Below are 16178 nucleotides of genomic sequence, written 5' to 3' on the forward strand. Positions count from 1 at the left end.
GCTGTGCTCCCCAAAGCACAAGGTTAATACGTTGCGCCCTCTGCAGGACCCGATCTCGGGCTGACGTTCCACACTGCAATCTTATGCGACTTTGACCCTGTAGCAGCTAAGTTAAAATGTCCGGATCTGGCAAAGTAGGAATGTCGCCCCTGCATTTGCCTTGCCAATCTCCTCGGCTTCGAGCGCACAGGAGATTGCAGGTTGGGACTGGTTCTGATGTGCGAACGCGAGCTGCAGCGGATTGAGGTTCTGTCGAGGGTTGCCCCATGCTTGCAGATAGGACTTCGCCGCGTGAAAGTAGTCAAACGTGTTCTCCGACCCGGCAAAGCGCAGATGCAGCAGCCGGCCGGTCGCGTCGTCGATGAAGACGAGCAGGGCGCATTTGGGCCCGCGCTCCTCGAACCACCAGTGATGCGAGCCGTCGATCTGCACCATCTCGCCTAGACAGTCGCGCCGGCCGCGCGGCTGGTGCAGCCGGCGCTTGCGCTCACGGCGCAATGTCCAGATGCCCGCCTCCGTCCTCCATTTGCGCAACGACTGTGCTTGGAGGAAGCTCTCCATGATGCAAGGCGAGAAGGTGCCGGCCTACTTCCTTGTCCGCTGCCGTGAGCCGATTGTAGTGGCGAAAGAAAGTCCATCCAGGTATGGCGTACGGAATGTCGCTGTCCAAAATGAAGGCGTTTGAACGCTTCGCTGGAGCGTTCAGTTTCGTGTGCCAGCGCGGCTAAAGCGCGCCGGTTTGCGCGCATGCAGCCCAGAAAGGCCTCGAGGTTATGGAATAGACAAGCTTTACAGCGATAGGGCCGCTCCGGGGCTTCAGATCCAGTGGCAGTACGGGAGTGCGAAAATTCGGGACCCTTCAGCGGCGGCCGAGGGCCAGGACCTCGGCTGTGTAAGTCTCCACCACTAGGCTGAAGGGCTGGTTCGCCCCGGTATAGAGGATGGCCCGGGGCGGCAGCACCTCGTGGGGGATGGCCAGCGCCCCCTTCCCCGCAGCCGGCAGCGGCGCGTCCATCTCCCACCCTTTGGGCAGCGGCGACCACAGCAGCTCGGCGCTAATGGTCTGGCGGCGGAAGTGCAGCGGCTGGACCACCTTCCCGAAGGGCTGGTCGGTTGGTGTCGAGCACCTGGTTCATCTGGGGTGTAAGGCGCGACGGGACGTACCAGTTATCGGCCTCGGAGAGCACGAGTTCGCCACAGGCGAGCTGCACGGGTTCGTCAGCGCTGATGCCCAACGCCTGGCGGGTATTGTCCGGCAGCAATTTGTCGTCGTCCTTTACGCGATGGGCGACGATCTTCGCCTCCGGCGCCAGCCCGTGGTCACCAAACCACCGTTCCAGCGTGAGCGTGGCGCTGGGGTGGCTGAGCAGGTCGGCGTTGAGCATTTCCAGCAGGGCCAGGGCCTGGGTGCGGGAGGCGGTGTCGTTGATGAAGGGCGTGCGGGCCTCGGAGGGTGACGAGACGGTCACCATCATGGCGAGGGAGGCTGCTGCGATGAAATTTCGAGTACCCATCCTACGAAACCCTTTGCGTTGCGTTATGAAGCGGCGTTTGCAGGAACGCAGCCTGTGCGCGAATTGAAAACATGGCGGCGCAACCGCAACCACTAAACGCACCCTGTGCGCGACCGCAGGCTGTTTGAAAGGAAAGAGGCTGCCCCCGTTTCATACTCCGCGCAGATTATGCCGTTGGCACTTGCACGCTCCAGAACGAATCTCCGGCAGACGAAATCAAGCTTCGACCTTCTTGCGGGTCCGCTTCGTCGGCGCCGGCATTTCCGGCTCTTTCGGTTTGCGGCCGAGCCTACGTCTTGGCCAATGCCGAGCGCGCTGCGGCGTAATTCGGCGCGACCATGCGATAGTCCGCCAGCAGACCCCATTTGGCGCGATATTCACTCTGCGTCAGCGTCTTCCCAGCGCGGTCTTCGAAGAGATCGCGAGCGCCCGACCTCGAATTCCTACGTGGCTCGCTGCCGTCGACCCTCGATTTAAGCGACCCGGTGGCTAAAGATGACGTCCCCGCCGAGGAGATCCCATGGATCTCGTTCGGCCGCAGAACCAAATGCAAGGAGGTGGGGATTTCCACCGGTTTTGTCACTATACTGTCAGAGGTTGCACTGATACTCGCGAACAAGCAGAAAGAGCGTGGTACGTTGCCGCTATAACGAAACAGCTTAGGGGGAGTGTGAATGTCCGGGATCATTCTCAAAGTATTCTCGAATGCCGACGACGTGCATCTTGTATGGCGCCATGAGAATGACATTCCAGGCTGCCTGGGATTTGCGATCGAATGTCGTCGAGGCGATGCGGAGCCCAAATATCTGTCGAACCGCGTCGGCTTCGAGGACGACACCGAAGTCGATGATCAAGGCGAGCGTCTCACCTCTCGCTCATCGCAAATCTGGCCTTTCCAACGCTATGATTGGACCGATCATGCTGCGGATCTCGGGGATGTGATCGCCTATCGCGTGGTCGCCAGGGTCCTTGGTGACGATGGCAAACTGAAAGATGGGCTGTCGAGCGATTGGTCGGAAGCTCTGACCTTGAGCGCTGGTTGCGGCGATGGCGTCAGCGTCCATTTCAATCGTGGCTATGTTCTTTCCCAATTCATGGCGCGCTACATGAAGCGCAAGGGGATCACCCTCGCGGAGCTGAAAGCGACGGCGGTGGTTGTCAGTCAGCAGGTCGACCGGGAGGTCCGAGCCTTCCTTGGTGGAACGCTGCGGGAGGCCATGCTGGGGATAATGGGCGAGGTTGCGGAGTCTCCTAGCCTCGAGCTTCATGCCGCACTCTACGAACTGAGCGACGAGGAACTGATCGACGCTCTCGTCGCTGTTGGGGAACGCGCTCATGTCGTGTTGGCCAATGGCAGCGTCGACGAAGAGGGTGAAGACGAGAACGCGGGAGCACGAAGCCGGCTGAAAGACGCCGGTTGTGTTGTGCATGACCGGTTCCTTGCCCCCAAGGCTTTGGCGCACAATAAATTCGTCGTTGTCGGCCGCAACGAGGACGAGGAGTTCTCGCCGGAAGCAGTCTGGACGGGGAGCACCAACTGGACGCCGACCGGTCTTTGCACCCAGCTCAACAACGGCATTATGCTTGTGAACAAGGACCTGGCGGAGCGGTACGAAGCGCAGTTCAAGCTGCTGGCTGAAAGCGGCGACGTCGTCTCCGATGACCTGCTGGACTCGAACAACCAGCCGAAACGCGGCATCCCGCTTGGCGATGCAACGGTCGATAGCTGGTTTTCCAAGCTGAGCGGCGAGATCGACAACAAGGAACTGGTCGAACTCGTCAAGAGCGCCAAGCAGGGCGTGTTCTTCGTCATGTTCCAGCCCGGCAATGAGCCGGTGCGAACGCTCCTCAAGATGCAGAAGGAAAAAAATCTCTATGTGCGCGGTGTGGCGACACAGTTCACCAGCACCGGCGCCGAGGACTTCAAGCTGCTGAAGCAGGACCCGGAGGAATTTTTCCTCGACGCCGCGCAGACCTCGGGGGTCGGCAAAACGGTCGGACAGTGGGCGGTCGAGGGCACGGCATCACAGTTCCGCACTCACATTGGCCATGCCATCACCCATTCGAAGATGATCGTGATCGATCCGTTCGGCGATGATCCGATCGTGGTCACGGGCTCCCACAATTTCTCAAAGGCCGCGAGCACCAAAAACGACGAGAACTTTATCGTCATCCGGGGTCATCGCGAGATCGCGATGCACTATGCGATCAACGCCATGCAGACCTACAGCCACTATCGCTGGCGCGCCTATCTCGAGGAGGCTGAGCGAGAGAACCGGGACCCATTCCAATATCTGACGCGCAATCCGAAATGGCAGCGCCGCCGCAACACGGGCGAGACCAAGCGCATGCTAGCCTTCTGGCTGCCGCCCGCTTAATGGATGGAATCATGGCCCGGCGATCCTGTCATCGCAGTCAACGCCGACGACGCTTTTGCGAAGCTCCAAGTATATGTTCCACCGGTTTATGATCGAGACCACGCGTTAGGCCTTGGGACACGTGCCGGTCGTGCTTAGGGTTTCATTGAGGTGATCTCGCGTTGAGGTTTTGTCGCAAACGGAATGGCAACCCCTATCTGGCACGAAGGCCTCTCTTTTTCGGGGAGCGCGCTTGCTATGTTCAAAGGCCGTCATTTCGACCGATCAGTGATCTTGCTGTGCGTGCGCCGGTATCTGGCCTACAATCTCAGCCTGCGCGATCTGGAGGAGATGATGGCCGAACGCGGACGTCGACCATTCGACTGTGCACCGCTGGGTCGTTCACTTCTCGCCCAGCTTCTGGAGCGCTTCAACGGGCCCAAGATGCCGAACACCGTCTGCGGAATCGATCGCGACGACCGCTGAAGCCGATCCGCATCCGCAAGAGCAAGTACCTCAACAATCGGATCGAGCAGGACCATCGGCGCATCAAGCGCCGTACTCGGTCAATGCTCGGCTTCAAGTCGATGGCCAGTGCCGATGCCGTCCTTTCCGGCATCGAGTTGGTTCACATGATGCGCAAACGGCAGGCGAGGTTCGCCTATAATCCACGTTCCTCGATACAAGGATCGCATCGTTGGAGACTACGCAGTCAATGGCACGCCACCACCATATCAGTGGCGTATCGGGCGCAGCCCGTTATAAGCCAGCAACCAAGGCTAATCGGGTCCATCACCGCGCGCTCTACGAGCTGAACATCGACATTATGTGCAGTTTTGGCTTCAGCTGCGTCTAAACTCCACAGTCTCAATATGAACCGGATGAGATCCTGACGTCGGACCAGTGAGTGTCAAACAGCAGAGTGAGTGGCCGATTCGCCGCTGACATTTTTAGAACGAAGGCGATGTAAGACCGCTCATGCGGTACGCTGCTGTGATTGTGTTTGCCATCAACATGGCGATGGTCATCGGCCCGACACCGCCCGGAACCGGCGTGATCGCACCGGCGACATCAGAGGCTTCCGCATAGGCGACGTCGCCCACGAGCCGGGTCTTGCCCTCGCCCCGTTCCGGCGCATCGATCCGGTTGATGCCGACATCGATCACAGTCGCACCAGGCTTAACCCAGTCCTCCTTCACCATCTCCGGCCGGCCCACCGCAGCCACCAGAATGTCGGCGCCACGCGCCACGGACGCCAAATCCTTCGTGCGCGAATGCGCCGTCATCACCGTGGCATTGGCATTAAGCAGCAATTGCGTCATCGGCTTGCCGAACAAGTTGGAGCGGCCGATAACGACCGCCATCAGGCCCGACAGATCCTCGCCATGGATGGAGCGCACCAGCAGCATGGCGCCGGCCGGTGTGCACGAGATCAGACCGGTCGCCAGGTCACCGATGGCGAGCTTGCCGGCATTGACCACATGCAGGCCATCGACATCCTTTTCCGGCCGGATCGACTGGATGATCGCATCCGCATCTAGATGCTTCGGCAGCGGCAGCTGCACGAGGATGCCGTGGATGGAAGCATCCTCGTTCAGAGCGGCCACCAGGCCTGTGAGCTCGCCTTGCGTTGTTTGCGCCGGCAGCGTGTGCTGGATGGAGTTGAAACCGCATTCCTTGGCCAAGCGGCCCTTGGCGCTGACATAGGTGTGGCTGGCCGGATCGTCGCCAACAATCACCACCGCAAGCCCCGCTTTTATCCCCTTTGTTCGCTGGAGAACAGAAGCCGCTTGCTTCACCGCTTCAATAACGGATGCCGCCACCTGTCTGCCGTCGATGATATACGTCATCGCTCAGCCCATGCGCTCAGAAGCGTAGCTTCCCGGGCTTGCCGGGAAGACGACGGTTCGGTTGCCGTTCAGGAAGACGCGGTGATGGATATGGGCGTGGATGGCGCGAGCCAGAACCTGGCTTTCGACGTCACGGCCGATCGAAACATAGTCCTCGGCGCTCTGTGCATGGGTGATGCGGGCGGTGTCCTGCTCGATGATCGGGCCTTCGTCGAGATCAGCGGTGACGTAGTGTGCCGTTGCCCCGATCAACTTGACGCCTCGCTCATAGGCTTGCTTGTACGGATTGGCGCCCTTGAAGGAGGGCAGGAACGAGTGGTGGATGTTGATGATGCGGCCCGACATGTTCTTGCACATGGCATCGGAGAGGACCTGCATGTAGCGGGCAAGCACGATCAGTTCGGTGCGCGTTTGCTCGACGATGTCGAGGATCTGGGCTTCGGCCTGCGGCTTGTTCCCCTTAGTCACATTGATGTGGTGGAAGGGAATGTCGTGGTTGACCACAACCTTTTGGTATTCAAAATGGTTGGAAACGACGCCAACGATGTCGATCGGCAGGGCGCCGATCTTCCAGCGGTAGAGGAGATCGTTGAGGCAATGGCCGAAGCGCGAGACCATCAGCAGCACCTTCATGCGCTTGGTGGCATCGTGGATCTCAGCATCCATCTGGAACTTCTCCGCGATCGGCCTTAGGCCTTCCACCAGGTCGGCCTGGCCGACTCCCTCCTCGGAGATGAAGGAGACGCGCATGAAAAACTTGCCTGTGTCAAGATCGTCAAACTGCGAACTATCGACAATGTTACAGCCTTGGCCGGCCAGGAAAGTCGCAATCGCCGCAACGATACCGCGAGCCGATTTACATGAGACTGTAAGTACGTACTGCGTCATTTTAAACTCACTTTGCTGAAATTCCGGGCGTTTTGCTTGCGATGGCATGTCCTCAGAACCAAGCGGCGCGCCCGATGGATGACGACGAACGGCTACAAGTACCTTTTTGCAGGTGGCGCGCCCATTGAGCGGATCTGCACTGCGCCTGCGAGGAGTCCGGGTAAACTGTTTGCACCGAAAAGGCGGGGTTTCCTTCGCCTTTTCAAACTCGGCGTTTCAAAACGACTGCGGACAATCAGGCCACGGCCTTTTTGCGGGTCTTTTTTGCAGGTGCAGGCTGTTCGGGTTCGTTAGGCTTTCTACCGAGGCCAATAGTCTTGGCCAAAGCCGAGCGCGCGGCGGCATAATTCGGGGCGACCATCGGATAGTCTGCCGGTAGGCCCCACTTGGCGCGGTATTCGTCGGGCGTCAGGTCATAGTGAGTAAAGAGATGCCGCTTCAGAGACTTGAACTTTTTTCCGTCCTCCAGGCTGATGATGTAGTCGGGCGTGACCGACTTCTTGATGGGAACTGCAGGCTTGAGGGCTTCAGGCTTCTCTGGGGAGCCGCCGACTGTGTCCTTCAGCGCGGCATGCACCTGCCCGATCAGGGCCGGAAGCTCGCCTAGGGGGACTGGATTCTTCGAGACATAGGCCGATACGATGTCAGCGGTGAGCTCGATGAGGGCATCAGTATTGTTCTCGGCTTCTTCCGTCACGGAAATGCTCCTGATTGAATGAAAGCAGTGGGCGAAGTTCCGCTTCATAATCAAGGCAGTCCCGGAAAGCAATGAAAGTCACGGCAGTGCCCTCTCAACACTGTCTACTCACACTGCGCCCGACGCAAACGCCCATAATTTTGGTGCGAACCCGGTTCTGCATTGATGCCCCCGCTCAGACGTTCCGCATGACCATCGATCGGACCCGCCAAGGCGGTTCGGCTAAGTGCAAAGCGACACTCGTGGAGCAGGTCAACATGCAATTCGAGCAGAGCAGAGACCGGCAGTCCGGCGAGAGTGATCGGAGTAGCGACTCTTGCGCGGGCTTATCGTAAGCTGAATTATGGATGTCGTTGGTATGTAAGAGATATCTCTGCGGATTCCCGCGTGAAGCCGATCAACAACCGCACACGATTGGCGTAAGGCTTCAGATCGAAATCATCGTTGGCATCACTGGATTACGCACGCAATGTCGCGAACGGGAGCAGATCAGGCGCGAACGATATCTCGCATACCACACCAGTTCACACGCCATCCAACAGAAACCGTCCGACATCCGACACCTCCTATCGGTTTGTGAAATCCGCGACACTGCGCGCGGTGCCGCTTTGCGTCCTGCCACTTTCATCGAAGCCATAGCATAACTTGCAGAATTTTTTTTGACGCAATTTCTCCGCCCTTGGCACGCCTTTTGCGGTTTCTTCGTGTGAGCCCACAATGCCGAGAGCTATGTCGGCCCGCGGTTTGTGCTCTAATGGAGGGCCTAAATGAACAGGCATGTCAAGTTTGACTTGAATGCTACCCGGAGAGCTCAGGATCGAGCTGAAGCATCTGTCGCACTTTTCGGCGGAAACCCTGTCGTCGCTCCGGGACGGATTACGCCGTGGCCGGCCGCCAAAAGGAAGCACCTGAAGGCGCTTGGCGTAGTTGTGGATAGCGGCAGGTATCATCGGGTCAATCATCCGGTTGTTACTGATCTCGAGCGGTGCCTCACGAACTGGGCAGGAAATTGGACGACACGGGCGGTAGGCAGCGGAACTGCGGCAATCCACGTTGAACTCGATTACTTCAAAGATCGAGGAAACCAGGTCGTCACTGCGGCGCTCAACTGGCCAGGAGCGGTTGGCCCGATCTCAATCAGCGGCCTGCAGCCGAGATTCGTCGATGTTGATTTAACGCTTGCCGGCATCGACGAAGATGCAGCAGCCAACACGATGGAACCTGGTGTGGCGGCGGTTCTTGTTACACACTTATTTGGCAACAATATCCTCGCCCCAAGAACGCGGGCTGCAGCCCGGAGCCGAGGGATCGCGATCATCGATGACGTGTGCCAGTCAATCGGTGCTGTCAAGAATATCGTGAATGGTATGTATCTGGACAGCGACGCCCTCGCGTTGTCGGGAAATGGCGCCAAACATCTCGGAGCGGGAGAACTAGGTTTCGTTCTCACGAAGGACCCCAACCTCATCGAGCATGTCGACCATGTTTCATTGACAAGTTCGTCTCGGAATGGTGCACGAATATTTTCTGCTTACTCCCAGGGATATAACTATCGGCCAAACGTTTTCTCCGCTGCGATAGCAAGATCGCGCATCAAGGGCTTAGACAAGCAACTGAAGAAGCGAAGAAAGAATGCGACGATTCTATGGCAGATGATCAGGGATCTTCCTGGACTGTCGCCTCTATTCGATCCCGCGGATCATAGCCAATCGATGCTTAATTTTCCTCTGCGGATCGAACTAGAAATTTTGGGATTTCCCCAGGGTCCTGCTGGTAGAGATTTCATTATTAAGCTGCTTCAGGCTGAAGGCGTGCCGGTTTGGGTTTGGCTCACGCGACCGGTATTTGAATACTTACCCGCAATGCGCGGAAGATGGAATGCGGCCGATTTTCCGAACACCATGAGGCTTTTGGACACAATGTTCTACGTTTCGGAGATCGCTCCACCGAACGATGCCGAGATTATGAAACTCTATGCCGACGCCTTTCACAAGATCTGGAGTGCCCTTCCCAAAATTCTCGGAAGGGTGCGTAAGGTTGCGACAGCCGCATAGGAGATTGAGGGCGAGGGAAAGATGCAAACGCCTTTGAAAGGGTTTCCGCCTTATGGCATCTCCGCAGTGGTGAAGTTCGGCGGAAGTCTCATGCGCAATCTGGAGACCTGCAGAACGGTTCTCGCTGGACTTGAGCAAATCCGTAGTTCCGGTCACAGAATCCTGATTGTTCCCGGAGGCGGTATTCCGGACAAGGCTATCGAGGCAGTAAACGCGGTACATCCTCTCGCGGAGTTTGCCGCACATCATGCATGTGCGCTCGCACAGGACCAGACGGGATACATGATTGCCGATCCCGCATTCTCTTCGAACCTAGCTGCATGCTCGACCCTAGGCGAGTGCCGGTTGCTTATCAAGAAAGGTAAGATTCCCGTTTTGCTACCTTCACGGATCCTTTTTGCCCTCGATCCGGTTGAGTGGAGCTGGGATATAACTTCCGATGCGATCGCCGCTTGGGTTGCATGGCTGACAAATACCGACAAACTGGCGATTCTGACAGACGTTGACGGCGTCTACCGGAACGGCAGAACAGATGAACCGGCAGCGTTGATATCCGAAATTGCTTCTGATGAGTTGGCGCGCCTCGGTCACACGTCGATCGACGCATGTGCAGCTCACTTTATGGCAGAACGAGGTCTTTCGGGTGCCGTGCTGAATGGCGCATTTCCGCAGCGACTGGGTGATTGGCTCGAAGGACGCGAAGTAACCGGTACGCTTATCAGGCAAATCTCTCACAACGCGAACAGCCGGTGCAGACTGGGAGGGCAGCGTAAATGGCGCCGGTGGGCCTAACCGTGTATGGACCCGAGGTCGCAAGATCCGGCCTGACCGGCGAACTTGATCGTTTTATTGCCCGTGAAGGAAGGCTGGAGGTTGGTGAACGATTCTTTGCCGTCCACAGTCGCACTTCCATTGAAGCGTTCTATTCCCTCACGGGATCAACGGGCGGGAAACACTGGCCGCTCGTGCTGGACCTGTTCGACATGCGGCCGGTCTGTGCAACACTATGGATCGGGGACAACGCTTTATCGAACCTTCAAAATCTGAAGGGCAAGACCCAGCCTGCCCAAGCGGCCAAAGGAACCATTCGCAGCCGCTTTTACTGCGATAATCCAGTCACGAATCTTGTCCACGTGAGCGACAGTGAGAGCTTGATGGACGAGGAACTCGGAATTCTTCGTGCTCACTCCACGGGGACAGGCGACACAAGTTGGCGGGCGCTCAATTCCGGCCGGATTTCACACTCATCGTTCCGCGTGCTGCTTACAAGCTTGGGGAATACCCAAGCACCTCAATCCGACATCTCCGACGATGCGGTTGCGAACGCACGCGCTGCATTCGAGCAGGCAGAAGCGCTGGCCGTTAGCTGCGGAATGCTGGAGACTGTCCAAGGATTTCTCGCGGGTGACTTTGCCAGCCTGGAATACCTCCTCAACAGGGTAGGCGGGCTTTCAGCCTGGGACCGCCTTCTGCTCGAGGCGGGCCTTTTTGCGATGCCTTACTGGAACTCACTCATCAATGACTCGCCGGCATTGCTGACTGGTGAGGGAGCATGATGTCGGGCGTATTGTGCACCGCGCTCACGGCGATGGCGCCTAATCGATCAGAAGAGAGTTGGCTCGCGGGCAGCAGCGTCATCGCTCATCTCCTAGAGCGAATCCCAAACGACATTGATATCCATCACCTTCAACAGGACGCATTTGAACATGCAATCGAGCAAGACACCAATGTACTGACACGCTTGGGGTTCGTGGCAACTGAGTCAAACGCTTCCTTTAGTGAACTCGAAAGAACCTTTGTCCATGCGCTAGGAACAGTAAAAATCGACTGGGTTATAGAGCCTGAGAGGCCGAAGCCTCTTATTTTTGATCCGACCATCGGTGTACGCGCCAACTATGCGGCCGTCGTGGCACGCAAAATCGAGATGTACAAACACGGCCGCCTCGTCAAACACCGAGAGGATCTTCTTTGCCTGCTCCGCAGCAAAGCTTCCATGGAGACCGAACTCGACATCGCATGCTTCAGATCTCAGCTCGCCGCGTTGGAATTGAGAGCGCCTACCATGAAACGAAACTGATGAACCTGCCTATCGGGAAATCCCACATGACGAACGTAGAAGAAATAAGAGAGATCTTGGCCTCAAGCCAAAACCGCAGTTTTCCATTCCACATGACCGAGTTCGGATTAGATTTGGTTGTGCAGGAAGGGGTGTTTCCTCCAGAAGAGTTCGTTGGCTGGCGATGGGCGACTGAGAATTTCCCCCCGGTTCATGGACTAGACGTCCTAGAAATCGGGTGCGGGTTTGGTCTGCCTGGCCTGCACCTCGCGAGAGCGGGGGCCAGATCTGTGACGTCCATTGATATAAACGCCCGCGCAGTCGCCAACACGATTGAAATGCCGCCCGAAACAACATCTCTAACCTTGAAGCTTTCGAAAGCGACGTTTTCTCTAATGTGCGGCCCAAGCGACGGTTTGATATCATTTTCTGGAATTTTCCCAGCCGGTTCGCTCCAGACGACTATGAATATGAAAACGATCTTGAACGTGGGATAATCGACGCTGGATACGCTTTGCTACGGAGATTCTTATCAGAGGGGCCGGAGTGGCTTACGAACGATGGCCGGATAATCATGGCCTTTGGTAGCGACGCCCGCGATGACATTCTTTCACAGATTGTACGCGAAAACCGGCTTGAAGCATCTATACTAGTTCAGGGATCGCGGCAGGCTCGGACAGCGACATATCGGCTTGTGCAAGTCCGTAAGGGTCACGAACATATAGTCGGTTCAGCCAGTCTCGGGTACTCACCGAGCGCGCTCCGGGGCTATATCCGGCCGGCGTCACCAGAGTTTCGATAGCACCGTCCCTATCGGTAAGAGATACGAAGATCTGTCCATCTACGCGCATGCCGGAGAAGGCGCACGCATACAAGATGCCGACGGGAACAGCTATGTTGATTTTCACAACAATTTTTCGACCTTGATCCACGGACATAGGCACCCGGCAACCATCGCAGCTATTGCTTCTCAACTGGAGCGCGGCACTTGTTTGGCAATCCGACGGTAGCTGACATCGATCTCGCACGGGCGATTTGCGAGCGCATTCCCGCCATCGAGCGTGTTCGCTTTTTGAACAGTGGGACTGAAGCATTAATGTTCGCGATAGAGGCGGCCAGAGCCATGACCGGCCGCACTCGGCTAGCAAAGCTCGAGGGAGCTTTTTATGGTACTTACGATTGGGCTGAGGTGAGCGCGCGCAGCAGCCCTAACAATTGGGGAGGTGACTACCCGAAATCAAATCCACCGTATCGCAACACGCCCCCGCATGTATGCGAGGAAGTCGTCGTTTCGCCACTCGACGACACCGCACGATCGAAGACCATTATCGAGCAGCATGGTTCCGACCTCGCCTGCATTGTTGTCGATGTGCTTCCCTGCGCCGCGGGCATGATCCCGCTCAACCCCGACTACTTGACCATGCTACAGGACACTGCGGGAAGGCATGGGATTTCGTTGATTAGCGACGAGGTTGTGTCCTTTCGAGTTCACTACCACGGTGCTTCTGCAGCGAGAGGTTTCCACCCTGATCTCGTAACATTGGGCAAGCTGGTAGGCGGCGGATTACCCATCGGGGTGGTAAGCGGGACCTCCGCGACCATGGATGCCTTCGCTCCCCACGATAGTGCGCCGGTACCTCAAGGTGGAACGTTTTCAGCGAACCCACTCACGATGGTCGCCGGTCGCGCTGCCGCGCTGACGGTGGGCGAAATTGACCGGATCAACGAACTTGGCAACTACCCACGTCAACAAGCGGAGGAATTTGCTTCCCAGGTGGGCGTGGCTATCACGGTGCAAGGGGCCGGATCGCTGTTTCGATTCCATGCAAAGCAGCACCGGCCATTGTCGTATCGCGAAGCCCATCATGATGTCGCGGAAAGCGAGGCTCTGCGACGACTGCACGCCGGGATGCTTGAACGCGGCATTTATGTAGCGGCCCCTTTCTGGGGGGGTATCTCGACGTCAATGACAAAAACTTCACGTCGACGATTTCCTCGATGCCTTCCGCGCATGTTTCCGCGAAACTCCCGATCTCAAGAGACTCGATAGGAGAACTGCCACATGAGCGAAACCACGTCGCCATCGGAATCGGAGATCGCCCTGTTCAGCTTGCTAGTCTGCGACCTCACCGCGTTCGATGACTTTGACACTCAGCTGCTCGCCCTCAATCTGTCCACATTAAGAGCGGAAAAAGCTGCCGTGGGCGATATTGATCAATTGCTCAGCGCATACAGTATGCTACGGGCAGAATGCGCTCCGGGCGATGTTGCGTATCGTTGCCAAGCACTTCGCAGCAACGGAGACTTTGAGGAAACGCTCAAGCAGATCCTCTATCTTCTTTATTTGGGATCGGTTCGCGTCAACGGACACTGGAAACGTTGCGGTTGGAGGCAGCATGAGGACGCGCTCGTTTGGAAGGCGCTTGGCGTTCATTCCCCTATGACCCGGGGTGAGGGTGAGTTTGGCGATTGGGCTGATAGACCGCGACACCGGGCTCGGACGGACCAGCGGAACGAGCGACTGGTATGAGCACTGACCTCCGCGACGTCGCGATAATCGGATCTGGATTCGCAGGCTCCCTGATCGCAAGTTCATTGGCTGAAGCGGGCATGGATGTTGTGCTGATCGAAGCTGGCTTGCCAATCGAGGACGACAGGCACGTCAGGCAAAGGCGACGCGAGATATTTGCCAACTCAGATGAAGCCGAAATCTTCGCCCCATATGCGGACCTCCTTGCCCCACAAGATAGGGAATACAAATCCGAATATTACGTCCAAGAGGCTACTGGAGCCGACCGTTTCGAAGGCCAGTATCTGCGCCTTGCTGGTGGAACAGGCCTTGCCTGGTTAGGGACAGCGTTGCGTATGTGCCCGAACGACTTTCGGATGCAGACGACATATGGCCGTGGGCGAGACTGGCCAATCTCTTATGCGGACTTGGAGCCATGGTACTGCTTGGCTGAAGAAGCAACTGGAGTGGCCGGCAGCCCGGAAGCCGACGTCTCCTTGAATTCATCGAGAAGCAAGCCCTTCCCCATGCCAGCTATACCGCAAAGCTACGCTGATCAATACGCAATTGCTCGGATCAAGGGCCTGCAATTTGCTTCTCAGGAAATCCGTATTGTGCCTACTCCTCAAGCCCGTAACTCAATCGACGGGTATAACGGCCGGCCACTTTGTGAAGGGTATTCGTCCTGCGTGCCACTTTGCCCAGTAGGCGCAAAATACGATCCTTTAGTGCATTTACGACGCGCATTATTGAATGGAGCGGAACTGCTTGTGGGTGCGGTCGTCTCGAAACTGGACGCGTCCAGCGACGGCCGGATAACTACCGCTTGGTTCGAGGACAGCGGCGGCTCGACCGGAAGCCTCCAAGCCCGCGTGTTCGTATTGGCTGCGAACGGGATAGAGACGCCGAAGTTGCTGATGCAGTCCAATCATCAATCTGCCGCTGGACTGGCGAATGAAAGTGGTCTGGTCGGATGTAATCTTATGGATCATGCTGAGAAGCACTCCTGGGCTCTCGTTCCTGATCCGATTTTTCCTTACAGAGGGCCACAATCTACTTCGGGGATTGAAATTCTGCGTGACGGGCCATTTCGGAAAGATCGAGCAGCATTTCGGACCGCGCTGCGCAATGACGGCTGGCGCAACGTTAATGGCGCCCCGTATGGTGAAGGAGCTTTATCGTCCGCTGCGGTCGGAGGGACGTTAGTTGGGTTGATCGACCAGCAGGGTCTCATAGGTGAGGATTTGTTCAATGCGGTCCACCGAATAGGAATTCGACAATTTGCACTGCAAAGCGTTGTTGAAATACTTCCAAATCCGTCTAATCGGATTACGCTTTCCTCGGAGAAAGACGGCCTTGGCTTGCCTCGTCCGGAAATTCATTTCCGGCTCGACAAATACAGCCGCGATGGGATCGCGGCCGCAGCACGCCTTCATCGAGATATCTTTCGCGCGTTACGCTGCGACCAAATGGAGTGCGGCATTCATTTGCAAGACGATAGAACTGCGTCGGATGCCGGTGGCAGCCATATTATGGGCACTACTGTCATGGGAAACGATCCAAAGACATCGATCGTAGACGCGAATTGCATGGCACATTCCCACAAGAACCTTTTGGTTGCCGGTAGCGCAGTTTTTCCGACAGGAGCAGCGGCAAATCCGACGTTGACAGTATGCGCACTTTCCCTTCGGCTCGCCGAATATATCAAAGAGACAATGCATGCGCGTTAGCCATGGTCGCCGTTCTTCCGTACGCATACGCTGAGGGGTGCGGAATGAAGCGTCGCGCGGGACAGTAGTGGTCGTTATGGTGGTGCGGTCAGTTCAGGCTGCGGCGTTCTACTGACCGACCGGTTTCTCGGCATCGCGCAGCTTTTTCCACTCCCAGGGCAGCAGTTCGTGCAGGCGGGAACTTGGCAGATCAGAGATGCGTGCGAGGACATCGGCGAGCCAGGCTTTTGGGTCGATGTCGTTCAGGCGGCAGGTCAAGCAGATCTGCCGTCATCGATGAAGCGGGCAAAGTCGTCCCAGCGCGAGAGCATGTAGTTGATCGGCTTGAGGACATCGGAGGAGCGCGAGAAGGTATCGCGCTCGTGGAGCAACCACTCGTGCATGTCATCGAAGAGCGGCTTGCTCTTTTCCTGCCGCACGGCACGCCGCTCGTCAGCGGCCGTTGATGGCGCGCTCGATGTCGAGAGCGCGTCGATGCGCTTGACCGCCTCCAGCGCCGTCGGGGAGATCGGTTTGCCTGTTC

The 16178-nt window shown here is 57.1% G+C and carries 15 protein-coding genes and 4 pseudogenes; 11 read left to right on the forward strand and 8 right to left on the reverse strand.

The window, feature by feature from the left end; translation table 11 throughout:
• Positions 1-255 precede the first annotated feature (255 nt).
• From AC0L2A_RS15045 to AC0L2A_RS15060, 4 genes and pseudogenes are all read right to left on the reverse strand, one after another.
• Positions 256-540, reverse strand: a pseudogene (locus tag AC0L2A_RS15045) (ISNCY family transposase); the annotation flags it as partial.
• 319 nt (positions 541-859) lie between these two features.
• Positions 860-1015: a hypothetical protein gene (locus AC0L2A_RS15050; protein ID WP_473609430.1), complete on the reverse strand. Its 156-nt coding sequence runs from the start codon at positions 1013-1015 to the stop codon at positions 860-862.
• Positions 1016-1055: 40 nt separating this feature from the next.
• Entirely contained in the window at positions 1056-1475 is a 420-nt protein-coding gene (locus tag AC0L2A_RS15055; protein ID WP_473609432.1) for a hypothetical protein, read from the reverse strand.
• A 255-nt stretch (positions 1476-1730) separates the two neighbouring features.
• A pseudogene (locus AC0L2A_RS15060) lies at positions 1731-1905 on the reverse strand (MucR family transcriptional regulator); the annotation flags it as partial.
• Positions 1906-2188: 283 nt separating this feature from the next.
• Between AC0L2A_RS15060 and AC0L2A_RS15065 the strand changes: the two are divergent.
• Together AC0L2A_RS15065 and AC0L2A_RS15070 are read left to right on the forward strand one after the other, a co-directional pair.
• Positions 2189-3892 carry a phospholipase D-like domain-containing protein gene (locus AC0L2A_RS15065; protein ID WP_473609433.1) on the forward strand — a complete coding sequence of 568 codons (1704 nt, stop codon included), beginning with the start codon at positions 2189-2191 and terminating at the stop codon, positions 3890-3892.
• 237 nt (positions 3893-4129) lie between these two features.
• Positions 4130-4554: pseudogene (locus tag AC0L2A_RS15070) on the forward strand (DDE-type integrase/transposase/recombinase); the annotation flags it as partial.
• Between the two features lie 267 nt (positions 4555-4821).
• Here the strand turns inward: AC0L2A_RS15070 and AC0L2A_RS15075 are convergent.
• The 3 genes from AC0L2A_RS15075 to AC0L2A_RS15085 all read right to left on the reverse strand — a co-directional run bounded on the left by AC0L2A_RS15075 (position 4822) and on the right by AC0L2A_RS15085 (position 7306).
• On the reverse strand, positions 4822-5721 hold the full coding sequence (locus AC0L2A_RS15075) for a bifunctional methylenetetrahydrofolate dehydrogenase/methenyltetrahydrofolate cyclohydrolase (RefSeq protein WP_473609435.1): 900 nt from the start codon (positions 5719-5721) through the stop codon (positions 4822-4824).
• A 3-nt stretch (positions 5722-5724) separates the two neighbouring features.
• A complete protein-coding gene (gene purU / locus AC0L2A_RS15080) occupies positions 5725-6609 on the reverse strand; it encodes a formyltetrahydrofolate deformylase (RefSeq protein ID WP_473609436.1) in 885 nt (294 codons plus the stop codon).
• Between the two features lie 235 nt (positions 6610-6844).
• Positions 6845-7306, reverse strand: coding sequence for a Ros/MucR family transcriptional regulator (locus AC0L2A_RS15085; protein ID WP_473609437.1), 462 nt, complete (start codon positions 7304-7306; stop codon positions 6845-6847).
• Between the two features lie 767 nt (positions 7307-8073).
• Here AC0L2A_RS15085 and AC0L2A_RS15090 point away from each other — a divergent pair.
• The 9 genes from AC0L2A_RS15090 (at position 8074) to AC0L2A_RS15130 (ending at position 15655) form a co-directional block, all read left to right on the forward strand.
• Positions 8074-9360, forward strand: coding sequence for a DegT/DnrJ/EryC1/StrS family aminotransferase (locus AC0L2A_RS15090; RefSeq protein ID WP_473609439.1), 1287 nt, complete (start codon positions 8074-8076; stop codon positions 9358-9360).
• 21 nt (positions 9361-9381) lie between these two features.
• Entirely contained in the window at positions 9382-10152 is a 771-nt protein-coding gene (locus tag AC0L2A_RS15095) for an amino acid kinase family protein (RefSeq protein ID WP_473609440.1), read from the forward strand.
• Positions 10134-10916, forward strand: coding sequence for a nucleoside-diphosphate kinase (locus AC0L2A_RS15100; protein WP_473609442.1), 783 nt, complete (start codon positions 10134-10136; stop codon positions 10914-10916). The genes AC0L2A_RS15095 and AC0L2A_RS15100 overlap by 19 nt, the downstream gene beginning before the upstream one ends.
• A complete protein-coding gene (locus tag AC0L2A_RS15105) occupies positions 10913-11437 on the forward strand; it encodes a hypothetical protein (RefSeq protein WP_473609443.1) in 525 nt (174 codons plus the stop codon). Before AC0L2A_RS15100 ends, AC0L2A_RS15105 begins: the two co-directional genes overlap by 4 nt.
• Before the next feature lie 26 nt (positions 11438-11463).
• A complete protein-coding gene (locus AC0L2A_RS15110; RefSeq protein ID WP_473609444.1) occupies positions 11464-11913 on the forward strand; it encodes a hypothetical protein in 450 nt (149 codons plus the stop codon).
• A gap of 372 nt (positions 11914-12285) precedes the next feature.
• Positions 12286-12426 (forward strand): aminotransferase class III-fold pyridoxal phosphate-dependent enzyme, encoded by a 141-nt coding sequence (locus AC0L2A_RS15115; protein ID WP_254022829.1) that lies wholly within the window; start codon positions 12286-12288, stop codon positions 12424-12426.
• Positions 12405-13466, forward strand: coding sequence for an aminotransferase class III-fold pyridoxal phosphate-dependent enzyme (locus AC0L2A_RS15120; RefSeq protein ID WP_473609445.1), 1062 nt, complete (start codon positions 12405-12407; stop codon positions 13464-13466). Before AC0L2A_RS15115 ends, AC0L2A_RS15120 begins: the two co-directional genes overlap by 22 nt.
• Before the next feature lie 12 nt (positions 13467-13478).
• Positions 13479-13946, forward strand: coding sequence for a hypothetical protein (locus tag AC0L2A_RS15125; protein ID WP_473609447.1), 468 nt, complete (start codon positions 13479-13481; stop codon positions 13944-13946).
• Positions 13943-15655 (forward strand): GMC family oxidoreductase, encoded by a 1713-nt coding sequence (locus AC0L2A_RS15130; protein WP_473609448.1) that lies wholly within the window; start codon positions 13943-13945, stop codon positions 15653-15655. Before AC0L2A_RS15125 ends, AC0L2A_RS15130 begins: the two co-directional genes overlap by 4 nt.
• A gap of 108 nt (positions 15656-15763) precedes the next feature.
• Here AC0L2A_RS15130 and AC0L2A_RS15135 read toward each other — a convergent pair.
• A pseudogene (locus AC0L2A_RS15135) lies at positions 15764-16173 on the reverse strand (transposase domain-containing protein); the annotation flags it as partial.
• Between the last annotated feature and the right edge of the window lie 5 nt (positions 16174-16178).

Source organism: Mesorhizobium sp. WSM4844 (assembly GCF_055811775.1).